Genomic DNA, 19,732 nt, shown 5'->3' with positions numbered 1-19,732 from the left:
ACGCCGTGCTCGGCGGCTCCGCTGCTACGGGCCGGTGTGAATTTTGCTGATCGGCGTGGCCAGGAACCGGGAGAGGTCGGCGGCTTCGGCCTCGACGGCGGCCCGGGTGGGTTCGTCCAGCGGGGTGAACGGCTCCACCGACAGGGCGGAACCGTTCCGGCGCCAGGTGGCCACGGCCGTCCCGTCGACGAGCACGGTCGGGGTGACGAAACCGCCGCCGGTGCGGACCCGGCTCACGTACCCGCTCGGTACGGCGGCCGTCTTGTCGGCGTAGCCCAGGAGATACGGATCGAAGTGGCCCACCAGCCGCACCGACGACCCGGCCGGGAGACGTGGGGGCCGCGGCGGCTCGTCGAGCGCGGCGAAGGCCGCCTCGGCCCGGCGGAGGCCGAGGCCCGACCAGGCCGCGAAGTCCGCCCATCCGGCCGGCTGATGTCCGACGAGGTAGCGGCGCGCCAGTTCGGCGGCGGCGTCGGCCGTCGGCGGCGGTGCGGGGTCGAGCAGACGGTAGCTCGCCTTGCCGCGGGCGACCTCGGGGCCGAGCGCCAGAACTCCCAGCGAGGCCGCGTAGGCCAGCAGGTGGGGCGCGGCCTGGCCCGGGCCGATCACCACGCCGGCGGAAGCCAGCCTCGCGACCACCTCGGCGCGGCCGAGCGGCCCGTCGCCGAGCACCTCCGGCAGCGCCGCCACGGCGCGGGAACACACCGCGTCGTCCAGGCCCAGCTGAGCCCGCCGGCGCGCCCCCTTGGCCCGGTTGATCGGCCCGAGCAGGCCGAGCATCCAGCCGGCGTCCGCGGCCGCCACCAGGTGCAGCGTTCCGCGCATCAGCCAGGTGCGGACGTACTCGGGCCCGTCAAGGCCGAGTGAATCCGCGGTCAGCCCGGACGACCGCGCCCGCACCGCGAGCGCGGTCGCCGACAGATCCTGGGCCTGCAGTGCCCCGATCCGCTCGACGACCTCGGCCACCGACGTCGCCCGCGGCGCCGCCAACAACTGCGACGCCGTTCGTCCGGCGAGTGCCCCCGGTCGCATCATGGGGATCGGGTCAGGGACGCGTGCCGATGGTCAGGACGGGCTTGGTGGTGTCGGCGAAGAAGTCCTCGCCCTTGTCGTCGACCACGATGAACGCGGGGAAGTCGCGGACCTCGATCTTCCAGACCGCTTCCATCCCCAGCTCCTGGTACTCGAGCACCTCGACGTGGGTGATGCAGTCCTGCGCGAGCCGCGCCGCGGGGCCGCCGATCGAGCCCAGGTAGAACCCGCCGTGCGCGTGGCACGCGTCGGTCACCTGCTTCGAACGGTTGCCCTTGGCCAGCATGACCAGCGACCCGCCGGCCGCCTGGAACTTCTCGACGTAGGAGTCCATCCGGCCCGCGGTGGTCGGCCCGAACGACCCGGACGCGTACCCGTCCGGCGTCTTCGCCGGCCCGGCGTAGTACACCGCGTGGTCACGCAGGTACTGCGGCATCGGTTCGCCGGCGTCCAACCGCTCCGCGATCTTCGCGTGCGCGATGTCCCGCGCGACGACGAGCGGCCCGGTCAGCGACAACCGGGTCTTCACCGGGTAGCGCGACAACTCCGCGCGGATCTCCGACATCGGCCGGTTCAGATCGATCTGCACGACGTCGGAATCGAGGTCGTCGTGCGTGGTCTCGGGCAGGTACTGCGCCGGGTCGGTCTCGAGCTGCTCCAGGAACACGCCCTCGGCGGTGATCTTGCCCAGCGCCTGCCGGTCGGCCGAGCACGACACCGCGATCGCCACCGGGCAGGAGGCGCCGTGGCGCGGGAGCCGGACGACCCGGACGTCGTGGCAGAAGTACTTGCCGCCGAACTGGGCGCCGATCCCGAACTTCCGGGTCAGCTCGAGCACCTGCCACTCCAGCTCGATGTCCCGGAAACCGTGGGCGGCGAGCGACCCCTCGGTCGGCAGGGAATCCAGGTACTTCGCGCTCGCGTACTTCGCGGTCTTCAGCGCGTACTCGGCGCTGGTGCCACCCACGACGATCGCCAGGTGGTACGGCGGGCAGGCCGCGGTGCCGAGCGACCGGAGCTTCTCCTCCAGGAACTGCATCATGCGGGTGGGGTTCAGGACGGCCTTGGTCTCCTGGTAAAGGAAACTCTTGTTCGCCGAGCCGCCGCCCTTGGCCATGAACAGGAACTTGTACTCGTTCGGCTTCCCGTCGGCGTACAGCTCCACCTGCGCCGGCAGGTTGGAACCGGTGTTCTTCTCGTCCCACATCGTCAGCGGCGCGAGCTGCGAGTACCGCAGGTTCAGCTCGGTGTAGGCGTCGTAGACACCGCGGCTGATCGCCTCGCCGTCGATCTGGCCGCCGCCGGTGAGGACCCGCTCGCCCTTCTTGCCCATGACGATCGCGGTGCCGGTGTCCTGGCACATCGGCAGGACGCCGCCGGCCGCGATGTTGGCGTTCTTCAGCAGGTCGAGCGCGACGAACCGGTCGTTGCCGGAGGCCTCCGGGTCGTCCAGGATGTTGCGCAGCTGCTGCAGGTGAGCCGGGCGGAGCAGGTGGGCGATGTCGCGCATCGCGGCCCTGGTGAGCGTGGTCAGCGCCTCCGGAGCCACGTGGAGGAACCCGTCACGGGCCTCCACCCCGTCCGACGTCAGCAGCCGGTACTGCGTTTCGTCCGGCCCGAGCGGGAGCAGATCCGAGTAGCGGAAGTCAGGCATCGATGAGACCTCACGGCGTTGGGGAGTTGCCGCAAGATTAATCCCGCGCCCTGCCCGATCTGAGGTGAGCTGTACCACCCGCGCGTCATAAATCGTTCGCGGCCCAGCGGCCTCGGCCAGCACACTGATCCCATCGACCTGACTGAAGGAGCCCGCGCCATGCGACAGCCGACCGGTACCGGGGGCAGCTACGCCCCGGCCGTGGGCTGCCTCGCGCGCCCCGGCAGGTCCTGAGCTCCTCGAGCTGCATCGCCGCCGACGCCCGGCTCCCCGGCGTCCCCCCTTTTTTTCGAAGGAGAACTCATGTACTCGTTGCTGCCCGGAACGCGGGCACCGGTCAAGGTCTGGACCGATCCGAACACGATCGAGCCGGAGGCCGCCAAGCAGCTCCGCAACATCGGTTCGCTGCCCTGGGTCGAGGGCGTCGCGGTCATGCCCGACGTGCACTTCGGCAAGGGCGCGACCGTCGGTTCGGTGATCGCGATGCGCCAGGCCGTCTCGCCGGCCGCGGTCGGCGTCGACATCGGTTGCGGCATGTCCGCGGTGCGCACCTCGCTGACCGCCGAGGACCTGCCGGACGACCTCGGGCCGCTGCGTCGCGCGGTCGAGGACGCGATCCCGGTCGGCTTCCACACGCACGACGACCAGCTCGACCCGCGGCGTGTCCGCGGCGTCGACACGAAGGGTCTGGACGCGTTCTGGAAGGGCTTCGACGGTCTGCACTCCGGGGTCAGCTCGCTGCGCGCACGGGCCGGCAAGCAGCTGGGCACACTCGGCGGCGGTAACCACTTCCTCGAGGTCTGCCTCGACACGGAGGGCCGGGTCTGGCTGATGCTGCACAGCGGTTCACGCAACATCGGCAAGGAGCTCGCGGAACGGCACATCGCGGTCGCGCGCAAGCTTCCGCACAACGCCGACCTGCCCGACCGTGACCTGGCGGTGTTCCTCGCGAACACCCCGGAGATGGACGCCTACCGGCGCGATCTGTACTGGGCGCAGGAGTACGCACGGCGCAACCGCGCGCTGATGCTCGGCCTGTTCCAGCAGGTCGTGCGCAACTCGTTCCCGCAGGTCGGGTTCGAGGAGCCGATCTCGTGCCACCACAACTACGTGTCCGAGGAGCAGTACGACGGCGTCGACCTGCTCGTGACCCGCAAGGGCGCGATCCGGGCCGGCTCCGGCGACCTCGGGATCATCCCGGGCTCGATGGGCACCGGTTCGTACATCGTGCGTGGCCGCGGGAACGCGGACGCGTTCAACTCCGCGTCGCACGGAGCGGGACGACGGATGAGCCGGGCGAAGGCGAAGAAGACGTTCACGACCGACGACCTCGCGGCCCAGACCGCTGGCGTCGAGTGCCGTAAGGACGCCGGGGTCGTCGACGAGATCCCCGGCGCCTACAAGGACGTCGAGCAGGTGCTGGCTCAGCAGACCGACCTGGTCGAGGTGGTCGCCCACCTCAAGCAGGTCGTCTGCGTGAAGGGATGAAGTAGTGCGCCGCGCTCAGATCCTGGGCGCGGCGCGCATCCCGATGTAGCAGTAGTCGTGCCCGTCCAGTTCGGCGAACACCACCGGCATCCAGCCTTCGCTGAACGACGGGCCCGCACCGGTGGCGGCCCACACCGTCTCGGAGACGGGCACCAACTCGGCCTCGATCGGCGGCGAGAGGTCCTTCATGCCGTCGACGAACTCGTAGGTGAGGTGCGCGTCCTCGGTCACCGTGATCAGGACGCCTTCGCGCTGGTACGTCCCGGCGCGGGAGCCGATGCCCACCGCGGGCGGCCGCTCCGCCGGTCCGAACGGCTCCGGCATGGTGATCCCCGCCAGCTCCTCGAACAGCTCACGGAACAGGTCCGCGTAGAGTTGACGGGCGCCGCCGCCGTTGGTGGTCAGCGCGATCGCCACGCCGGCGTCCGGGATCACCCGCAGGTACGCGTACTGCCCGACCGCGGCGCCGTCGTGGCCGTAACCGAACCGGCCGTCCCAGTCGTACAGGGTCCAGCCGAGGCCCCAGCCGTCGGCACTGACCGTCCACTTGTCCGGCACGTCGACTTCCCGCTGCTGCATGGCCGCGACGGTTTCCGGACGCAACACTCCGGCGCCGCCGCTGAGGTGCAGGCCGGCGAGCCGGACGACGTCGCCGGCGGAGGCGATGACGCGGGCGCCCGGTCCGGCGGCCCGGGGGATCAGGTCCCATGCCGGCGCCGGCTCCGGGTAGGCCCCCGGCTGGCCGAGGTGGGACATCGCAGCCCGGAAGCTCAACGCCTCCTCCGGAAGGGTCATCGAGTGGGTCAGGCCGAGCGGCCGGAAGACGCGCTCCGTCAGCGCCTCGTCCCAGGTCTGGCCGGTCAGCACCTCGACGATCCGGCCGAGCGTGACGTACCCGACGCCGCTGTAGGACACCGCGACGCCGGGCGGACAGTCCATCGCCACGCCCTGCGCGGCGCGGACGTAGTTGGCCAGGCAATCGTCGCCGCGTCCGCCGTCGTACATGAAGTCGCACGTCAATCCGCTGGTATGGCTGAGTAACTGCCGCGGCGTGATGGCTTTTGTGGCGCCCGGATCCGCGGTGGCGAACTCCGGCAGGACGTCGACGACCGGCCGGTCCAGGTCGAGTTTCCCCTCCTCGACCAGCGTCATCACGAGGGTGGCGGTGTAGACCTTGGCCACCGAACCGAGTTGGTACACCGAGTCGGTGGTGGCCTCGACGCCGGTTCCCCGGTGCAGCACGCCGCTGGCCCATTCGTGGATCTCGCCGTCGGCCAGCACGGCGAGCGAGGCGCCCGGGACGTGATTCGCGGCGCGCAGAGCGTCGAGCCGGTTCTGCCAGTTGTTCATGTTTTCCTCTCAGAGTGCGACGAGGGTCTTCTGGTCGCGCATCACGACGAGTGCGAGGACGGCTGCGGCGAGCACGGCCGCAGCGCTGATGGCGAAGGTCGTGGACATCGCGTCGGTGAAGGCGGTTCCAGCCGCACCGACGAGGGCGGGCACTCGGACGGCGTCACCGATCGAGGTGGGCGAACCGTCGGGCATGGCCGCGACGAACGCACCACTCACGAGGCTGCCGAGCGCGGCGACGCCCAGGGCCGCCCCCAACTGCTGGACGGTGTCGTTCAGCGCGGACCCGACACCGGCCTGCTCCGGTGGGACAGTGCCCATCAGGGCCGCGATCGCGGCGGGCACGGCCAGCCCGCCACCGCAGCCCAGCACCAACAGCGCCGCGCTCACGGTCAGGACACCGGCGTCCGGCGAGAAGGTCGACATCCAGCCGAACGCGGCCGCGTACAGCGTCAGGCCGATGGCCACCCGCGACCGGTTGCTCACCGTCTGACCGAGCGTGGCGCCGAGCCAGTTGCAGGTCAGCGAACCGATCGCCATGGGGAGGAACGTCAGGCCCGCTCGGGTCGGCGAGTAGCCGAGCACGAACTGCAGATACTGCGTGACGACGATCCTCAAGCCGCCGTTGGCGACCTGCGACAGGGTCAGCGCGAGGCTGCCGCCGCTGAAGTTGCGTGCCTTGAACAGCCCGAGCGGAACCATCGGCGACGGGGTGCGCAGCTCCCAGAACACAAAGGCGCCCAGGCTCGTGACGCCGATCGTCAGCGGTACGAGCACGTTGGTGTCGTGCGGCAGCTCGATGATCGTCCAGACGACGGCGGTCATCCCGATCGAGGACAGCGCCGCACCCAGCGGGTCGGCCTTGCGCCACGGCCCCTTGGACTCCGGCATGAGCACGAGAGCGGCGACGATCGCGATCAGGGTGATCGGCACGTTTATCAGGAACACCGCGCCCCACCAGAACCACGCGATCAACGCGCCGCCCACCACTGGGCCGCCGACGAAGCCGACGGTTGCGGCCGTGCTCCAGACAGCCATCGCCTTCGGGCGCTCGGTGTCGTCGAACACCGTGATGAGGATCGAGAGCGTGCTCGGCATGATCAGCGCGCCGCCGACGCCCATCACCGCCCGGGCGGTTATCAGCTGGGTCGGATCAGCCGCGAAGGCCGCGAGCAGCGACGACGCACCGAAGAGTGTCAAACCGATGACCATCACCCGTCGGCGGCCGAATCGGTCGCCGAGACTGCCCGAGGTGAGCAGTAGACCGGCGAACACCAGGAGGTAGGAGTCCAGTACCCACTGGATGTCCGGTGCGCTCGCGCCGAGGTCCGCGGCCAGCGGCGGCACCGCCACCGTGAGCGCCATGTTGTCGATGATCAGCACCAGCGTGCTGAGAGCCAGCACTACCAGAATCCACCAACGGCGTCGGTCCGATGTTGGCCGTGCGAACACTGTCTCCGTCATGCGCACACTGTACGCACAGTGCGAACGGCGAATCAATAGCGAACGGCGTGCGCTAGATTGGGGGAATGACGAGCGAGATTCCGTCGGTCTGGGCCCGGCCGAAGCGAGGGCGGGAGCAGCCGACGCTCAGCCGGCAGCAGATCGTCGCCGAAGCGGTGAAGCTGCTGGACAGCGAAGGCCTCGATGCGCTCAGCATGCGTAACCTGGGCAAACAGCTCGGTGCGGGAGCAACATCGCTCTACCGGCACGTGGCGAGCAAAGACGAGCTGATCGAGTTCGTCATCGATGAGGTCTACGGCGAAGTCGACGCGTTCTCGTTCGAGGTGGAGTGGCGAGCCGGCCTCACCGCCTGCGCCCATTCGGTGCGGGCGATGGTCACCCGGCATCCGTGGATCGCCGCGGTGCTCGGGCAGGTAGGCCTCTCCTATCTGGGCCCCAACGTCATGCGGTTGAGCAACCACATGCTCGGCCTCTTCGAAAAGGCCGGCTTCTCACTCGGCGAAGCCGAGAAGGCGCTGTCCGCGCTCCTCGCCTACATCATCGGTGCCGGAGTCAGCGAGGCCGCCTGGCTGACCTCGCTGACGCGCAGCGGCCTCACGGAAGAGGAGTGGAACGAGCGCCTAAAGCCGATCACCCTCGCTGCCGCGGCGCCGTATCCCCGCCTGGTGGCGGCGTTCAGCGCCGTGGACGATGGCGCGGATCAGAACGCGTTCGACTACGGACTCGAGACGATGCTCGACGGTCTGGCCGCCAAGCTCACTTGAGCGCGACCTCGAGTTCCTCGGCGGTGGGCGGAACCGCGCCGATTCGAGTGCACGTCAGCGCGGCTGCCGTGGTCGCGGTGCGGATGATCGCCGTCAGCGTCTCCGGGTCGAGTCCGGCGATCCGATCGGCTCCTCCCGGTCCGAGCAGCCCGCGGACGCCGAGCGCGTGCAGCAGCGCGCCCGCGAACGAGTCACCGGCCCCGATCGTGTCGGCGACGTCCACCTTCGGCGCGGACACGGTGACGGTGGCGGAGCGCCCGATCGCGAGCGCGCCCTGCCCGCCGCGGGTCACGACCACCAGCGCCGGGCCCTTCTCGGCCCACTCGGCGGCCGCGTCCTCGGGCGGGGCGTCGGGGTAGAGCCAGCCCAGGTCCTCGTCGCTGACCTTCACGACGTCGACCAGGCGCACCAGGCGCTCGGTGCGCACCCGGGCGGCGTCCAGCGAGCCGTCGGGCGCGGCGATGATCGTCGGGCGGATGTTCGGGTCGTAGCTGAGCGTCACCCGGCCGCGGTAGCCCTCGCGGGCGATCATCTGCTCGATCGCCTCGGCGCCCGGCGAGAGGTACGCCGCGAGGGAGCCGATGTGCAGCGCGACGACGTCCTCGTCGAGCGGGTTCGGCAGGTCGCGGTCGCGCCATTGCCAGTCGGCCGTGCCGTTGAGCCAGAAGTCGTAACTCGCCCGGCGTTCCTCGTCGAACGTCACGACCGCCAGCGACGACGGCTCGGCCGCGTCGACCAGGTAGCGGTTGTCCACGCCGGCCTCGCTCAGGCGGGTGCGGATGCGCCCACCGAAGACGTCCCGGCTCACCCGGGCCGCGAGTGCGGCCCGGGAACCGAGCTTGGCCAGCGAGACCGCGATGTTGGCCGGGCTGCCACCGGCGCGCGCGTGGTAAGGAGCATCGTCGCCCTGGTCTGGAACCAGGTCGATGATGTTCTCGCCAACGACCGTAATCAGGTTTGTGGTCACTCGTCCTCGTCGTCGCCGCGGTGTCCGAAGTCGATCAGCGAGTATGCCCGCAGTTTCTCCAGCGAGTGCCAGCTTCCCACGGTCCGGATCGTGCCACTGCGGGACCTCATGACCAACGACTCGGTGGTCGCGCCGCCGCGCCGGTAGTGGACGCCGCGCAGGAGTTCACCGTCGGTGACGCCGGTGGCGCAGAAGAACACGTTGTCGCCGCGGACGAGATCGTCGGTGGTGAGGACGCGGTCCAGGTCGTGACCGGCGTCGAGGGCCTTCTGGCGCTCCTCGTCGTCACGCGGCCAGAGCTTGCCCTGGATCTCGCCGCCCAGGCACTTCATCGCACACGCGGCGATGATGCCCTCCGGCGTGCCACCGATTCCCACCAGCAGGTCGACGCCGGTCTGTTCGCGGGCCGCGGAGATCGCACCAGCCACGTCGCCGTCGGAGATGAACTGGATACGGGCGCCGGTCTGGCGGATCTCGTGCACGAGCTTCTCGTGGCGCGGACGGTCGAGGATGCAGACCGTCACGTCGCGGACGCCGGTGCGCTTGGCCTTCGCGACCCGCTTGATGTTCTCGCTGATCGGCGCGTTGATGTCGATGACCCCGACGGCGTCCGGGCCGACCGCGAGCTTCTCCATGTAGAAGACGGCGGACGGGTCGAACATCGCACCACGCTCGGCGACGGCCAGCACGGCGACCGAGTTCGGCATGCCCTTGGCCATCAGCGTGGTGCCGTCGATCGGGTCCACGGCGACGTCGACCTCGGGGCCGGTGCCGTCACCGACCTCCTCGCCGTTGTAGAGCATCGGCGCGTTGTCCTTCTCGCCTTCGCCGATGACGACGACGCCACGCATCGAGACGCTGTTGATCAGCTGGCGCATCGCGTCGACGGCAGCGCCGTCTCCGCCGTTCTTGTCGCCTCGGCCGACCCAGCGTCCGGCGGCCATCGCGGCGGCTTCGGTGACTCGGACCAACTCGAGCGCGAGGTTCCGGTCCGGAGCTTGGGGCTGGGTGTCGAGCGACATGAATGTCTCCCATCAACGGACGGCGGGGGCCTCATCCTCGCAGAACGGACTACGCGTGCCCGGGGCTATGAGGCCGTACGTGGCGTATGCCACCGGGAGGGGCCGGGGTGTTTCGATTCAGCGTGCCCCGGGTGGGCGGTACGGCCCGGGTGTACGACGATAGGGGTATGGCCAGCGAAGAGCGTCCGATCGTCGACATCGTGGATACCGCCCCGGAGCCCACGCACGTCACGGTCGGGATGAGCACGGACGCCGGTACGAGCGTGCCGCCGTCGAAGCCGACCCGGGCCGACGCCACCGTCCGGAACCTGGCCATCGCGCTGGGGATCCTGGTCGTCCCGCTGGTCGCGATCGTGGCGCTGTTCCAGCCCCGGGAGTCCGACGCGCCGGCCGTCGACCCGGCGCGGGTCTACGACACCGCGCGGGCGGAGAAGGCGTTCCGGGTGCGTGAGCCCCAGGGCGTCGCCGACTGGCGGCCGACCACGGCCGTGTACAACCCGGCCGCCGGCGGCCGGTTCACGATCCGGGTGAGCTACGCGATCCCCGACGACGGTTACCTGCAGCTCGTGCAGAGCAACGCCGCAGCCGACTCGTTGATCACCAGCATCATCGACCGCGGTGCGCCGGTCGGCGTCGAGCAGATCGAGGGCGAGAGCTGGACCCGGTACACCGCACGCGAGGGCAAAGAGAACGCCTTCGTGTTGATCGAGCCGGACGTGACGGTGGTCGTGGTCGGTGACTCGTCGGTCGATACGGCACGCACGATGATCAAGTCTTTGCAATAAGTCGTTAATGTCCTGAATGTCGGTTACTTTACCGACCTCCTTTCGCTGCTCCCCAAATCGACCCGAGCCTTTTACGTGCAGAAAGGCTTCCGGCGAAAAAATTCTTTCGGCCGGTGTGTGAGAGCGCGCAACCCCGGGCATTAGATGGTCAACGCCAACCCGACAGGGTGCGAGTAAACCTCCAGGGATTATTAAGGGAGAAGCCATGACCATCACCGGTATCATTATGGCGCTGATCATCGGTGCTATCGTCGGCGCGCTGGGTCGGCTTGTCGTTCCGGGCAAGCAGCACCTGCCGATCTGGCTGACGATCGTCGTCGGAATCATCGCTGCCTTCCTCGGCACCGCGCTCGCTCGGGCGATCGGCATCCCGACCGCCACCTCGGGCATCGACTGGCGTGAGCTGGCCGTCCAGGTCGTGCTCGCCGCCGTGGGCGTCGCCCTGGTCGCCGGGCTCTACGGCCGTAGCGGTGGCCGTCGTCGTCCGCTGACCCGCTGACGCACAGCACCACTCACGCGGCCGGGCCCGCTTCCCTTCGGGGAAGCGGGCCCGGCCGCTTTTGCGTCGTCGAATCGGCTGGTTTAGCGAGCCCGTGCGCGGGCTATTCCTCCCGATCCGTTTTCAATCAATCAACCTCCGGCGAAGGAAAAAGACGGCACCTACCCACATGGCGCAAGCGAAAAACATAAGTGCCACGAGGTGCCCTAGATCGTTAACTCCCAGCCGGTTGAAGACCGAGTGCCGGACGAGTTCGACGCAGTGGTAGAGCGGGTTGAGTTGAGCCACGGTGTGCGCCCAGGACGGCAGCGTGTCCAACGGAAAGAATGTGCCGGCGACGAGGAAGAGCGGGGTCAGTACGCCGGAGATGATGTAGTTGAAGCTGTCGATGTTGGGAACCAGGGCCGACATCCACATCCCGAACAGCGAGAACCCCAGGCCGGTGACGAACCCGACGAGCGGTACGAGCACGACCGCCGGCGACGGGCGCAGCCCGAACAGCACCGCGACGCCGAGCGGCGCGCAGCCGTACACGCCGGCCCGCGTCGCGATCCAGAGGGCCTCGCCGGTCACCAGCTCGTGCACGTCGACCGGGGCGGCGAGCATCGCGTCGTAGGTGTGCTGGAACGTCCGCCGGACGAAGGTCTGGAACATGCCGGCGAACGCCGAGGTGAAGAGCACCGAGGTGCCCACCACTCCCGTCCCGAGGAAGTCGAGGTAGCGGTACCCGGCGACGACCGACACCAGCGAGCCGAAGCCGAAGCCGAAAGCCAGCAGGTAGATCGTCGGCTCCACCACGGCGGAGAACGTGGCGTTGAGCCAGTAGCGGCGGAACACCGCGAGGTCGTGCACGACCACACCGGCCAGTGCGGCCGGCTCGATGAACCGGAGCCGCTGGTTTTCGGGCGAGCTCATGCGACGTACTCCCCGGTGAGCGTGACGAAGACGTCTTCGAGATTGGCCGGACGCGCGGTGCCGGGCCCGAGCGCGGCGGCCACCGACGGCGGCATGTCCTCCGCGCGCAGGATCGAGACGCTGGGCCCGGTGCGCCGGGTGGACATCCCGGCGGCAGCGGCGATGCGTTCGACCTCGCTGAGCCGGTCGGGAGGGCCGGCGTACTCGACGGCAGACTGCCCCGCGTGACCGGCGAGCAACTCCGCCGGGGTGCCCCTGGCGATCACCCGCCCTTTGCTGACCACCGCCACCGCATCGGCCAGACGCTCGGCCTCCTCGATGTAGTGCGTGGACATCAGCACCGTGGTGCCGTCGCGTCGCAGCCGGTCGATGAGGCCCCAGAGTTCCTGACGCACCTGGGGGTCGAGCCCCACCGTCGGCTCGTCGAGCAGGACCAGCCGCGGGCGGTGGACCAGCCCGCGCGCGATCAGCAGACGGCGCCGCATGCCGCCGGAGAGCTCGCCGACCTTCGTGTCGGCGCGGTCGGCGAGCTGCCCGATCGCGAGCGCCGCATCGACGGCGGCCCGGCGCTCCGCCCGCGGAACACGGTAGAGCCGGGCGAACACCGACAGGTTCTCCCGCGCGGTGAGCTCGGTGTCGAGGTTGTCGAGCTGCGGGACGAGGCCCATCTGCGCTCGAGCGTGTTTGGACTCGGACGGGATCCGGTAGCCGAGGACCCGGATGTCACCCTCGTCGAGACGGGCCTGACCGGTGAGCATTCGCATCGTGGTGGATTTGCCGGCTCCGTTGGGGCCGAGCAGCCCGAGGCAGATGCCGGCGGGCACGGTGAGATCGAGCCCGTTGACCGCGGTCACCGCCCCGAATCGTTTGACGACGCCGGACATTTCGATTGCATTCACCACAGGCACCGCTACACGGTAGATCTGCCCTCCGACAGAATTCGAGGGAGTTTTCAGGATGGGTCGGAGCGGAACGCGCGCACCCCGAGGGTGGTCGCCCCCACCGCGATCGCCAGGGTCAGCGCGGTGCCGAGCAGCACGGGGCCGCTGGTGTAGCGCCCGGCGAAGAGCTCGCGCAGTGCGTCGACCGGGTACCGGAACGGGTCGAGGCGGGAGAGCACGTCGAGCCAGCGCGGGCCGAGCGTCATCGGGAGGAACGCGCCCGAGAGCAGGGTCAGCGGCACCACGACCGTGCTCATCAGCGGAGCGAACAGCTCGTCCGCCCCCGGCCGCAGCGCCACGGCGTACGACGCCGCGGCCACCCCGCCGGCCAGCGGCACCAGCAACAACAACGTCAGCGCGACGCCGGCCACCGGCACCCGGAGCCCGAGTGCGAACCCGACCAGGACGATCAGCCCGGCCTGGACGAGCAGGACCACGACGTCGCGCAGGACGCGGCCCAGCAGCAGCGCGAGCCGGGGAGCCGGGGTCGCCCGCATCCGGTCGAGGACGCCGAACCGCTTGTCGAAGATGATCCCGAAACCGGCCAGCCCGGCCGACAGCAGAACCAGCTGGACGAGCAGACCGGGCACCGACACCGGCCACGAGTCCAGCAGCGGGGCGAAGAACAGCAGGTAGAGCATCGGCTGCAGCACGCCGAGCGCCACCCCGATCTTCGTACGCAAGGTCTGGCGCAGATACCGCTCGAAGATCACCCAGGTCGACTGCGCCAGCCGGACCTCGCGCCCGCGCCCGCTCATGCCGTCAGCGCCAGGAACACGTCGTCGAGCGTCGAGTTCTCGCCGACCTCCCGTTTGAGCGCCTCGGGGGTGCCGTCGGCAACGACCCGCCCCGCGTCGATGACGACCACCCGGTCGCACAGGGCGTCGGCCTCGTCCAGGTAGTGGGTACTGAGGACGATCGTCGCGTCGGCGTGGCGGAGATGGGTCCACAGCGTCGCCCGGCTGCGTGGGTCGAGGCCGGTGCTCGGTTCGTCGAGGAAGAGCACCGACGGGCGGTGCACGAGGCCGAGCGCGACGTCCAGGCGTCGGCGCTGGCCGCCGGAGAGCCGGCCGGTGGGCCGGTCGTCGCCGAGGTCGAACTGCGCGAGCAACTCATCGGCGCGGGTGCCGGCGGCCGCGCCGGACAGGCCGTGCAGGCGGGCCTGGAGCACGAGTTCCTCGCGCACCGTGCAGGTCGGATCGGTGCTGCCGCCCTGGGCGACGGTGCCGATCCGGCGCCGTACCGCGGCCGGGTCGCGGATCAGGTCGGCCCCGGCGATCGTCGCCGTGCCCGCGGTGGGGCGCAGCAGCGTCGTCAGCATGCGCAGTGTGGTGGTTTTCCCGGCGCCGTTCGGGCCCAGTAGGCCGACGACCTCACCGGCGCCGACCTCGAGGTCGAGCCCGTGAACTGCGGTGACGGGCCCCGGATAGTCCTTCCGCAAACCCTGTACGGAGATCATCATGCGGTCATGAAAACAGAGTCACACCAAATTTGCAATGACACCAAAATTGACGTTGATACGATCGCGGGATGGGGACGTCGCTGCGTGAGCGCAAGAAAGCGCAGACCCGGTTGTTGATCGCCGACATCGCGATGGGCCTTTTCGCCGAGCGCGGTTTCGACGGCGTCACCGTCGCCGAGGTGGCACGGGCTGCCGACGTCTCGGTCAACACGGTCTTCAACTACTTCCCGACCAAAGAAGACCTGTTCTTCGACCGGCAGGCCGTGGTGGAAGACATGCTGGCCGCGATCGTCCGCGACCGCAGGCCGGGCGAGGGCGTTCTGGAGGCGATCCGACGGCACACCCTCGACGGGCTCGCCACCGACGACTGGTCGACCGGCCTGTGGGACGGCGCGACGGACTTCTTCCGGCTGGTCGAGAGCAGCCCGTCGCTCCGCGCGCGTGAGCGGGAGCTGGCCGGGCGCACCGAGGCCGCGCTGGCCCGGGCGATCGCGGCCGGGGCCGGGGCCACCGACGACGACCCGACCCCGCTCGTCGTCGCCGGGCTGATCGCCGGCGCCCGGAACGCCGTGCTGTCCGAGGCGCGTCGCCTCCTCCTCGACGACGAGCCGTTCGACCAGGTCAAGAGCTGGGCGGCCGGTGCCTACCGGCGCGCGTTCGAGCTGCTGGAGAACGGGGTGCCGGCCGGCTACGGCAGTCGGCGGTAGTCGGGGGTACCCACCGAGCGGTACGCGCCGGTGTCCGGGTCGGTGTACTGCTGCGGGTAGTAGTCCGGCGTGGGCCGGTGGACGAGCCGGCCGGTGTCGTCGAGCAGGCCGGGCATCCGGACCAGCGCGGTCGTGCCGGTCGCCACGTCGCTGGTCAGGCCGACGGTGCCGTGCTGCGCGGCGACGAGCGCGTGCACGATCGCCAGGCCGAGGCCGCTGCCGCCGGTGGCCCTGGTGCGCCCGGAATCCGCGCGCCAGAACCGCTCGAACGCGTGGTCGGCCTGCTCCGGGGACATGCCGGGCCCTTCGTCGGCCACCAGGAGCAGCACGGTGCTGCCGTCGGGGCGGGCGCCGAGCCGGATCGGACGCGGGCCGGGCGTGTGGATCGCCGCGTTACGGATCAGGTTGCCCAGCACCTGCAGCAGGGCCTCGCGGTCGCCGACCAGCATCAGCCCGGTGTTCGGGGTGTCGATGACGAACGGGCGGCTGGGGTGGGCGGCGCCCGCACGGTCGGCGGCCTCGTCCAGGAGTTCGTCGACCGGGACCGGCCCCAGCTCCGGGGCCGAGGAGCCCTGGTCGGTGCGGGCGAGCAACAGCAGGTCGTCGACGAGACGCGCCATCCGGTCGCCCTCGGTCTCGATCCGCCGCAGCGCGTCCTGGGTGGCGGCCGGGTCCTCGGCGCCGACGGTGCCCGCACGCAGCCGTTCCAGCTCGGCGTACCCGCGCAGCGAGGTGAGCGGTGTCCGGAGTTCGTGCGAGGCGTCGGCGAGGAAACGACGCATGCGGTCCTCGTTCTCGACGCGTTGCGCGTAGGCGACCTGGGCCTCGCTGAGCATCGTGTTCACCGCTTCGGTGAGCTGGCCGACCTCGGTGCGCGGGTCGCCCGGCGGCACCCGCCGCTCCAGCCCGCTGCCGTCCCGCTTGAGGTTCTCCGCGATCTCGTGGGCGGTGTTGCTCACGTGCGTCAACGGGTGCAGCCCGATCCGGACGCCGTACGCGCCGAGTCCCACCACGGCGAGCACGGCCGCCCCGCTCACCGCGAGTTCCACGAGCAGAAGCCGGGCCAGCGTGTTGTTGACGTCGCCGAGGGGCAGCGCGACGACGAGCGTCAGGCCGTTCGCGAGCGTCCGGGACTCCGCCCGCAGGTCCGTCCCGCCGGCCTCGGTCACGTTGTACGGCGTGCTGGTGTGCCCGATGAGCGTGTTGGCGTCGCTCTTGCTGAGAGCGAAGAAGATGTCGTCCAGGACGATGCTGGTGTCGGACGCGAGCCCCACCTTCACGACCGAGCCGTCGGGACGCAGGATGGTCTGCTGGCCACCCGGCCCGCCCGGACCCGGCCCCCCGTACAGCAGGTACTCCTTGTTCGGGGGGATCGAGATGTCACCGTCGGAGTCGGTCCACCGGTTGAAGTCCTGCTCGCGGCCGTTCGCCATGTCCTGGAGATTGCCGTCGACCCGGTGGTAGAGATACGCGCGCAGCGACAGCCAGGTGGCGGCGCCGCCCGCGGTGAGAGCGAAGATCGTGACCGCGACGACGACCGCCACCAGGCGGGTGCGGAGCGAGAGCCGCGTCATCATCGTCGGCTCATCGCGGCGCTTTCAGCACGTAGCCCGCGCCGCGCACGGTGTGGATCAGCCGTGGCTCGATGGTGTCGATCTTCTTGCGCAGGTACCCGATGTAGAGCTCGACGATGTTCGACTGACCGCCGAAGTCGTAGCGCCACACCCGCTCCAGGATCTGCGCCTTGCTCACCACGACCCGCTCGTTACGCATCAGGTACCGCAGCAGCTCGAACTCGGTCGCGGTCAGGTGCACCTCCTGGCCGGCCCGGTGCACCTCGCGGCTCTCCTCGTCCAGTTCTAGGTCGGCGACCTGGAGCGTGGCCGAGCGGGTCGGGTCGGGCACCGCCCGCCGCATCACCGCGTGCACCCGGGCGAGCAGCTCCTCCACCCGGAACGGCTTCACCACGTAGTCGTCCGCACCCGCGCGCAGGCCCGCGACGACGTCGCCGCTGGCGTCCCGCGCGGTCAGGAAGATCACCGGCACCTCGGCGCCGGCCTCGCGCAGACGCCGCAGCACTCCGACGCCGTCCATGCCGCCGGCGTCGCCCAACATGATGTCGAGGACGACCAGATCCGGCTCGTGTTCGGCCACCGCGGCGAGAGCGCCGGGAGCGGTGTCGGCCACCACCGTGGTGAAGCCGTCCAGCCGCAGCGCGGTCGACACCAGATGGGAGACGTTCTCCTCGTCGTCGACGACGAGGACCCGACGCTGTCCCGAACGGTCGCTCATGCTGTCCAGCCTGACACGCGAGGGGAGTTGTTCGTCGTCATGGCACCCACGATGATCAGGCCGGCTGAGGAGCTCCTGTGCCGGTCCTGTGCTTGAGCTGTGAGCGCTACTCGGCGCTGGAGCGGGCGGTTTCCAGCCGGGCGCGGGCGCCGTCGAGCCACTCCTGGCAGACGGTCGCGAGCTGCTCGCCGCGCTCCCAGAGCGCCAGCGCCTCCTCGAGCGTGGTGCCACCGGCTTCGAGCCGCTGCACGACCTCGACGAGCTGTGCGCGGGCGTCCTCGTAGCTCAGCCGTTCCGCCATGGCCGACAGCGTAGCGCCTCGATCGGAGGGACGGTTTTCCGAATTATGCCCATTAAGCCCGAATGCCAGTCCCGATGCCGGTCATCACTTCCGCGAAGGTCTGTGCCGCAGACGAGAAGGAGTCTTTCATGCGTACGCGTACACGAGTCCTCGCGAGCGGGCTGGCCGCGGTCGCGGTCTTCGGAGCCGTCCCCGCCGAGGCCGCGGAGGTGAGCCCGGGCCGGGTCGACCGGACCGAGGTGACGTTCGACCGGGCGGTGGTGCGGCAGTTGGACCGGCTGGGCGTCCGGGTCCGGGCGGTGGACGCCGAGCAGCGCGGCCGCGGTGACGATCTGCGGATCACGTTCCGGGTGGATCGGAACTCGCGTCCGGGGTTGCTCGAACACCGGGGTGGGGTGCGGTTCGACCGTCGCTGGCGGCCGGACGTGGAGATCTCACGCCCGACCGTGGATCTGCGCCGGGAGACCGTGAGCTTCGCGATCGGCCGTGACCGGGTGACGCTGCTCAGCGTCGACGACCGCAACCGGGGCCGCGACGGCGACCGTGACCGGGGCGGCGACCGTGACCGGGGCGGCGACCGTGACCGGGGCGGCGACCGTGACCGGGGCGGCGATCGCGACGGGAACCGGGAGGGGAACCGCGACGGTGACCGCCCGCAGGGTGGTCAGCAGCAGCGGCCCGCCGCCGGCGGGGGCGGTGCCGATCGGGACGAGGTCGCGCTGCGCCTCACCCGAGACGGCGAGCGCCTGCTCGACCGCGCCCTCGGCACCGACTGGTTCCGGACCGGCCAGGTCATCGCCACCGCGGAGTTCGAAGACCGCTGAGCCGGGAGCGGCCCCGGCTAGGCGTCGGGGCCGCTCACCACGGCCGGTAGCTCGCCGGCCGCCAACCGCACCCGGAGCGCGTCGCCGGGCGCGGCGTCGGCCGCGTCGCGGAGTACCGCGCCGTCCGCGCGCTGCACCACGGCGTAGCCCCGGTCGAGCGTCGCCTGCGGGGAGAGTGCCCGTACCCGGGCGCGAACCTGCGCCAACTCCCCGCCGGCGGCGTCCAGCCGGTGACCGAGCGTCCGCCGGGCCCGGTCCCGGAGCCCGTCCACCTCGGCCTCGCGCTGTTCGACGAGCACGGTCGGCCGGGCGAAGGCCGGCCGGGACCGCACCCCGTCGAGCCACTGCTGGCCGGCCTCCAGCCGGGAGAGCACGCCGCGGCGCAGGCGCTGCCGGGCGACGTCGATGCGCTGCCGTTCCTCGGAGAGGTCGGGAACCACACGTTTCGCCGCGTCCGTCGGCGTGGACGCTCGGACGTCGGCGACGTAGTCGACGAGCGGCGTGTCGGTCTCGTGCCCGATCGCGCTCACGACCGGGGTACGGCAGCCGAACACCGCCCGGCACAGCGTCTCGTCGCTGAACGGCAACAGGTCCTCCACCGACCCGCCGCCGCGGGCGAGCACGATGACGTCCACCTCGGGGTCGGCGTCGAGTTCGCGCAGCGCTTCGAGGATCTGCGTCACCGCCGACGTTCCCTGCACCGCGACCGGACGCACCGCGAAGCGCACGGCCGGCCAGCGGCGCCGCGCGTTCTCCAGGACGTCACGCTCGGCCGCGCTGGCCCGCCCGGTGATCAGGCCGACCGTCCCGGGCAGGAACGGCAGCCGCCGTTTGCGCTCCGCGGCGAATAGCCCCTCCGCCGCGAGCAGCTCCTTGAGCCGGGCCAGCCGCGCGAGCAGTTCACCGATACCGACGGCACGCAGTTCGGTCGCCCGCAGGGACAGCGACCCTCGCTGGAGGTAGTAGTCGGGCTTGGCGTGCACGAGCACCCGCGCCCCCTCCGACAGCGGCGGGCGCACGGCCTCGAAGACCGTCCGGGGACACGTCACCGGGATGCTGATGTCGGCTGCGGGGTCACGCAGGGTGAGGAAGACCGTGGGTGCTCCTGGTCGCCGGGAGACCTGGGCCACCTGGCCTTCGACCCAGACGTCGCCGAGCCGGGCGACCCACTGCCCGATCTTCATGCTCACCACGCGCACCGGCCACGGTGCCTCGGCCGAGCTCTTCTCGGACTTCGACGGCGCAGGAGCGATGTCGGTCACCCC

At 70.6% G+C, this 19,732-nt stretch carries 20 protein-coding genes; 6 read left to right on the top strand and 14 right to left on the bottom strand.

Annotation, left to right across the window (positions count from 1 at the left end; genetic code table 11):
* Nucleotides 1-24 precede the first annotated feature (24 nt).
* The gene (locus tag CRYAR_RS35845) at nucleotides 25-1,035 is read right to left on the bottom strand and encodes a winged helix DNA-binding domain-containing protein (protein ID WP_051571380.1); all 1,011 of its coding nucleotides are present in this window, start codon (nucleotides 1,033-1,035) and stop codon (nucleotides 25-27) included.
* A 10-nt stretch (nucleotides 1,036-1,045) separates the two neighbouring features.
* Nucleotides 1,046-2,686 (bottom strand): fumarate hydratase, encoded by a 1,641-nt coding sequence (locus tag CRYAR_RS35840; RefSeq protein WP_035857635.1) that lies wholly within the window; start codon nucleotides 2,684-2,686, stop codon nucleotides 1,046-1,048.
* Nucleotides 2,687-2,989: 303 nt separating this feature from the next.
* On the opposite strand from CRYAR_RS35840, the gene CRYAR_RS35835 reads away from it, so the two are divergent.
* A complete protein-coding gene (locus CRYAR_RS35835; RefSeq protein WP_035857633.1) occupies nucleotides 2,990-4,174 on the top strand; it encodes an RtcB family protein in 1,185 nt (394 codons plus the stop codon).
* A 15-nt stretch (nucleotides 4,175-4,189) separates the two neighbouring features.
* On the opposite strand, the gene CRYAR_RS35830 is transcribed toward CRYAR_RS35835, so the two are convergent.
* Together CRYAR_RS35830 and CRYAR_RS35825 are read right to left on the bottom strand one after the other, a co-directional pair.
* On the bottom strand, nucleotides 4,190-5,524 hold the full coding sequence (locus CRYAR_RS35830) for a serine hydrolase domain-containing protein (protein WP_035857630.1): 1,335 nt from the start codon (nucleotides 5,522-5,524) through the stop codon (nucleotides 4,190-4,192).
* A 9-nt stretch (nucleotides 5,525-5,533) separates the two neighbouring features.
* On the bottom strand, nucleotides 5,534-6,988 hold the full coding sequence (locus tag CRYAR_RS35825; RefSeq protein WP_035857628.1) for an MFS transporter: 1,455 nt from the start codon (nucleotides 6,986-6,988) through the stop codon (nucleotides 5,534-5,536).
* A gap of 65 nt (nucleotides 6,989-7,053) precedes the next feature.
* Here CRYAR_RS35825 and CRYAR_RS35820 point away from each other — a divergent pair, with 65 nt between their 5' ends.
* Nucleotides 7,054-7,752: a TetR/AcrR family transcriptional regulator gene (locus tag CRYAR_RS35820; RefSeq protein ID WP_035857626.1), complete on the top strand. Its 699-nt coding sequence runs from the start codon at nucleotides 7,054-7,056 to the stop codon at nucleotides 7,750-7,752.
* Here the strand turns inward: CRYAR_RS35820 and CRYAR_RS35815 are convergent.
* Together CRYAR_RS35815 and glpX are read right to left on the bottom strand one after the other, a co-directional pair.
* Nucleotides 7,745-8,719 (bottom strand): carbohydrate kinase family protein, encoded by a 975-nt coding sequence (locus tag CRYAR_RS35815; RefSeq protein ID WP_035857624.1) that lies wholly within the window; start codon nucleotides 8,717-8,719, stop codon nucleotides 7,745-7,747. The genes CRYAR_RS35820 and CRYAR_RS35815 overlap by 8 nt on opposite strands.
* Nucleotides 8,716-9,741, bottom strand: a complete 1,026-nt coding sequence (gene glpX, locus CRYAR_RS35810; protein WP_035857622.1) for a class II fructose-bisphosphatase — start codon at nucleotides 9,739-9,741, stop codon at nucleotides 8,716-8,718. The genes CRYAR_RS35815 and glpX overlap by 4 nt, the downstream gene beginning before the upstream one ends.
* Nucleotides 9,742-9,908: 167 nt before the next feature.
* On the opposite strand from glpX, the gene CRYAR_RS35805 reads away from it, so the two are divergent.
* Both CRYAR_RS35805 and CRYAR_RS35800 read left to right on the top strand, forming a co-directional pair.
* The gene (locus CRYAR_RS35805; protein WP_051571379.1) at nucleotides 9,909-10,526 is read left to right on the top strand and encodes a DUF4245 domain-containing protein; all 618 of its coding nucleotides are present in this window, start codon (nucleotides 9,909-9,911) and stop codon (nucleotides 10,524-10,526) included.
* Between the two features lie 205 nt (nucleotides 10,527-10,731).
* Nucleotides 10,732-11,025, top strand: coding sequence for a GlsB/YeaQ/YmgE family stress response membrane protein (locus CRYAR_RS35800; protein ID WP_035857620.1), 294 nt, complete (start codon nucleotides 10,732-10,734; stop codon nucleotides 11,023-11,025).
* Nucleotides 11,026-11,148: 123 nt separating this feature from the next.
* On the opposite strand, the gene CRYAR_RS35795 is transcribed toward CRYAR_RS35800, so the two are convergent.
* From CRYAR_RS35795 to CRYAR_RS35780, 4 genes are all read right to left on the bottom strand, one after another.
* A complete protein-coding gene (locus tag CRYAR_RS35795) occupies nucleotides 11,149-11,940 on the bottom strand; it encodes an ABC transporter permease (protein ID WP_035857618.1) in 792 nt (263 codons plus the stop codon).
* Entirely contained in the window at nucleotides 11,937-12,824 is an 888-nt protein-coding gene (locus tag CRYAR_RS35790; protein ID WP_035857615.1) for an ATP-binding cassette domain-containing protein, read from the bottom strand. Before CRYAR_RS35790 ends, CRYAR_RS35795 begins: the two co-directional genes overlap by 4 nt.
* Before the next feature lie 68 nt (nucleotides 12,825-12,892).
* The gene (locus CRYAR_RS35785; protein ID WP_051571378.1) at nucleotides 12,893-13,639 is read right to left on the bottom strand and encodes an ABC transporter permease; all 747 of its coding nucleotides are present in this window, start codon (nucleotides 13,637-13,639) and stop codon (nucleotides 12,893-12,895) included.
* Nucleotides 13,636-14,343, bottom strand: a complete 708-nt coding sequence (locus CRYAR_RS35780) for an ABC transporter ATP-binding protein (protein WP_051571377.1) — start codon at nucleotides 14,341-14,343, stop codon at nucleotides 13,636-13,638. The genes CRYAR_RS35785 and CRYAR_RS35780 overlap by 4 nt, the downstream gene beginning before the upstream one ends.
* Before the next feature lie 68 nt (nucleotides 14,344-14,411).
* On the opposite strand from CRYAR_RS35780, the gene CRYAR_RS35775 reads away from it, so the two are divergent.
* Entirely contained in the window at nucleotides 14,412-15,050 is a 639-nt protein-coding gene (locus CRYAR_RS35775) for a TetR/AcrR family transcriptional regulator (protein WP_035857613.1), read from the top strand.
* Here CRYAR_RS35775 and CRYAR_RS44075 read toward each other — a convergent pair.
* The 3 genes from CRYAR_RS44075 to CRYAR_RS35760 all read right to left on the bottom strand — a co-directional run bounded on the left by CRYAR_RS44075 (nucleotide 15,032) and on the right by CRYAR_RS35760 (nucleotide 17,643).
* Nucleotides 15,032-16,627 (bottom strand): sensor histidine kinase, encoded by a 1,596-nt coding sequence (locus CRYAR_RS44075; protein WP_084701402.1) that lies wholly within the window; start codon nucleotides 16,625-16,627, stop codon nucleotides 15,032-15,034. The two genes, CRYAR_RS35775 and CRYAR_RS44075, sit on opposite strands and share 19 nt — an antisense overlap.
* 7 nt (nucleotides 16,628-16,634) lie before the next feature.
* A complete protein-coding gene (locus tag CRYAR_RS35765; protein ID WP_035857611.1) occupies nucleotides 16,635-17,342 on the bottom strand; it encodes a response regulator transcription factor in 708 nt (235 codons plus the stop codon).
* 106 nt (nucleotides 17,343-17,448) lie between these two features.
* Nucleotides 17,449-17,643, bottom strand: coding sequence for an exodeoxyribonuclease VII small subunit (locus CRYAR_RS35760; protein ID WP_035857609.1), 195 nt, complete (start codon nucleotides 17,641-17,643; stop codon nucleotides 17,449-17,451).
* 128 nt (nucleotides 17,644-17,771) lie between these two features.
* On the opposite strand from CRYAR_RS35760, the gene CRYAR_RS35755 reads away from it, so the two are divergent.
* On the top strand, nucleotides 17,772-18,467 hold the full coding sequence (locus CRYAR_RS35755) for a hypothetical protein (RefSeq protein WP_157018304.1): 696 nt from the start codon (nucleotides 17,772-17,774) through the stop codon (nucleotides 18,465-18,467).
* Between the two features lie 17 nt (nucleotides 18,468-18,484).
* Here the strand turns inward: CRYAR_RS35755 and xseA are convergent, their stop codons facing one another.
* A complete protein-coding gene (gene xseA, locus CRYAR_RS35750; RefSeq protein WP_051571375.1) occupies nucleotides 18,485-19,729 on the bottom strand; it encodes an exodeoxyribonuclease VII large subunit in 1,245 nt (414 codons plus the stop codon).
* Nucleotides 19,730-19,732: the final 3 nt, after the last annotated feature.

This window comes from Cryptosporangium arvum DSM 44712 (genome assembly GCF_000585375.1).
GTDB classification, from domain to species: Bacteria; Actinomycetota; Actinomycetes; order Mycobacteriales; family Cryptosporangiaceae; genus Cryptosporangium; species Cryptosporangium arvum.
Note: the sequence above shows the minus strand (reverse complement) of the source record. Positions and strands in the feature narration are given on the sequence as shown.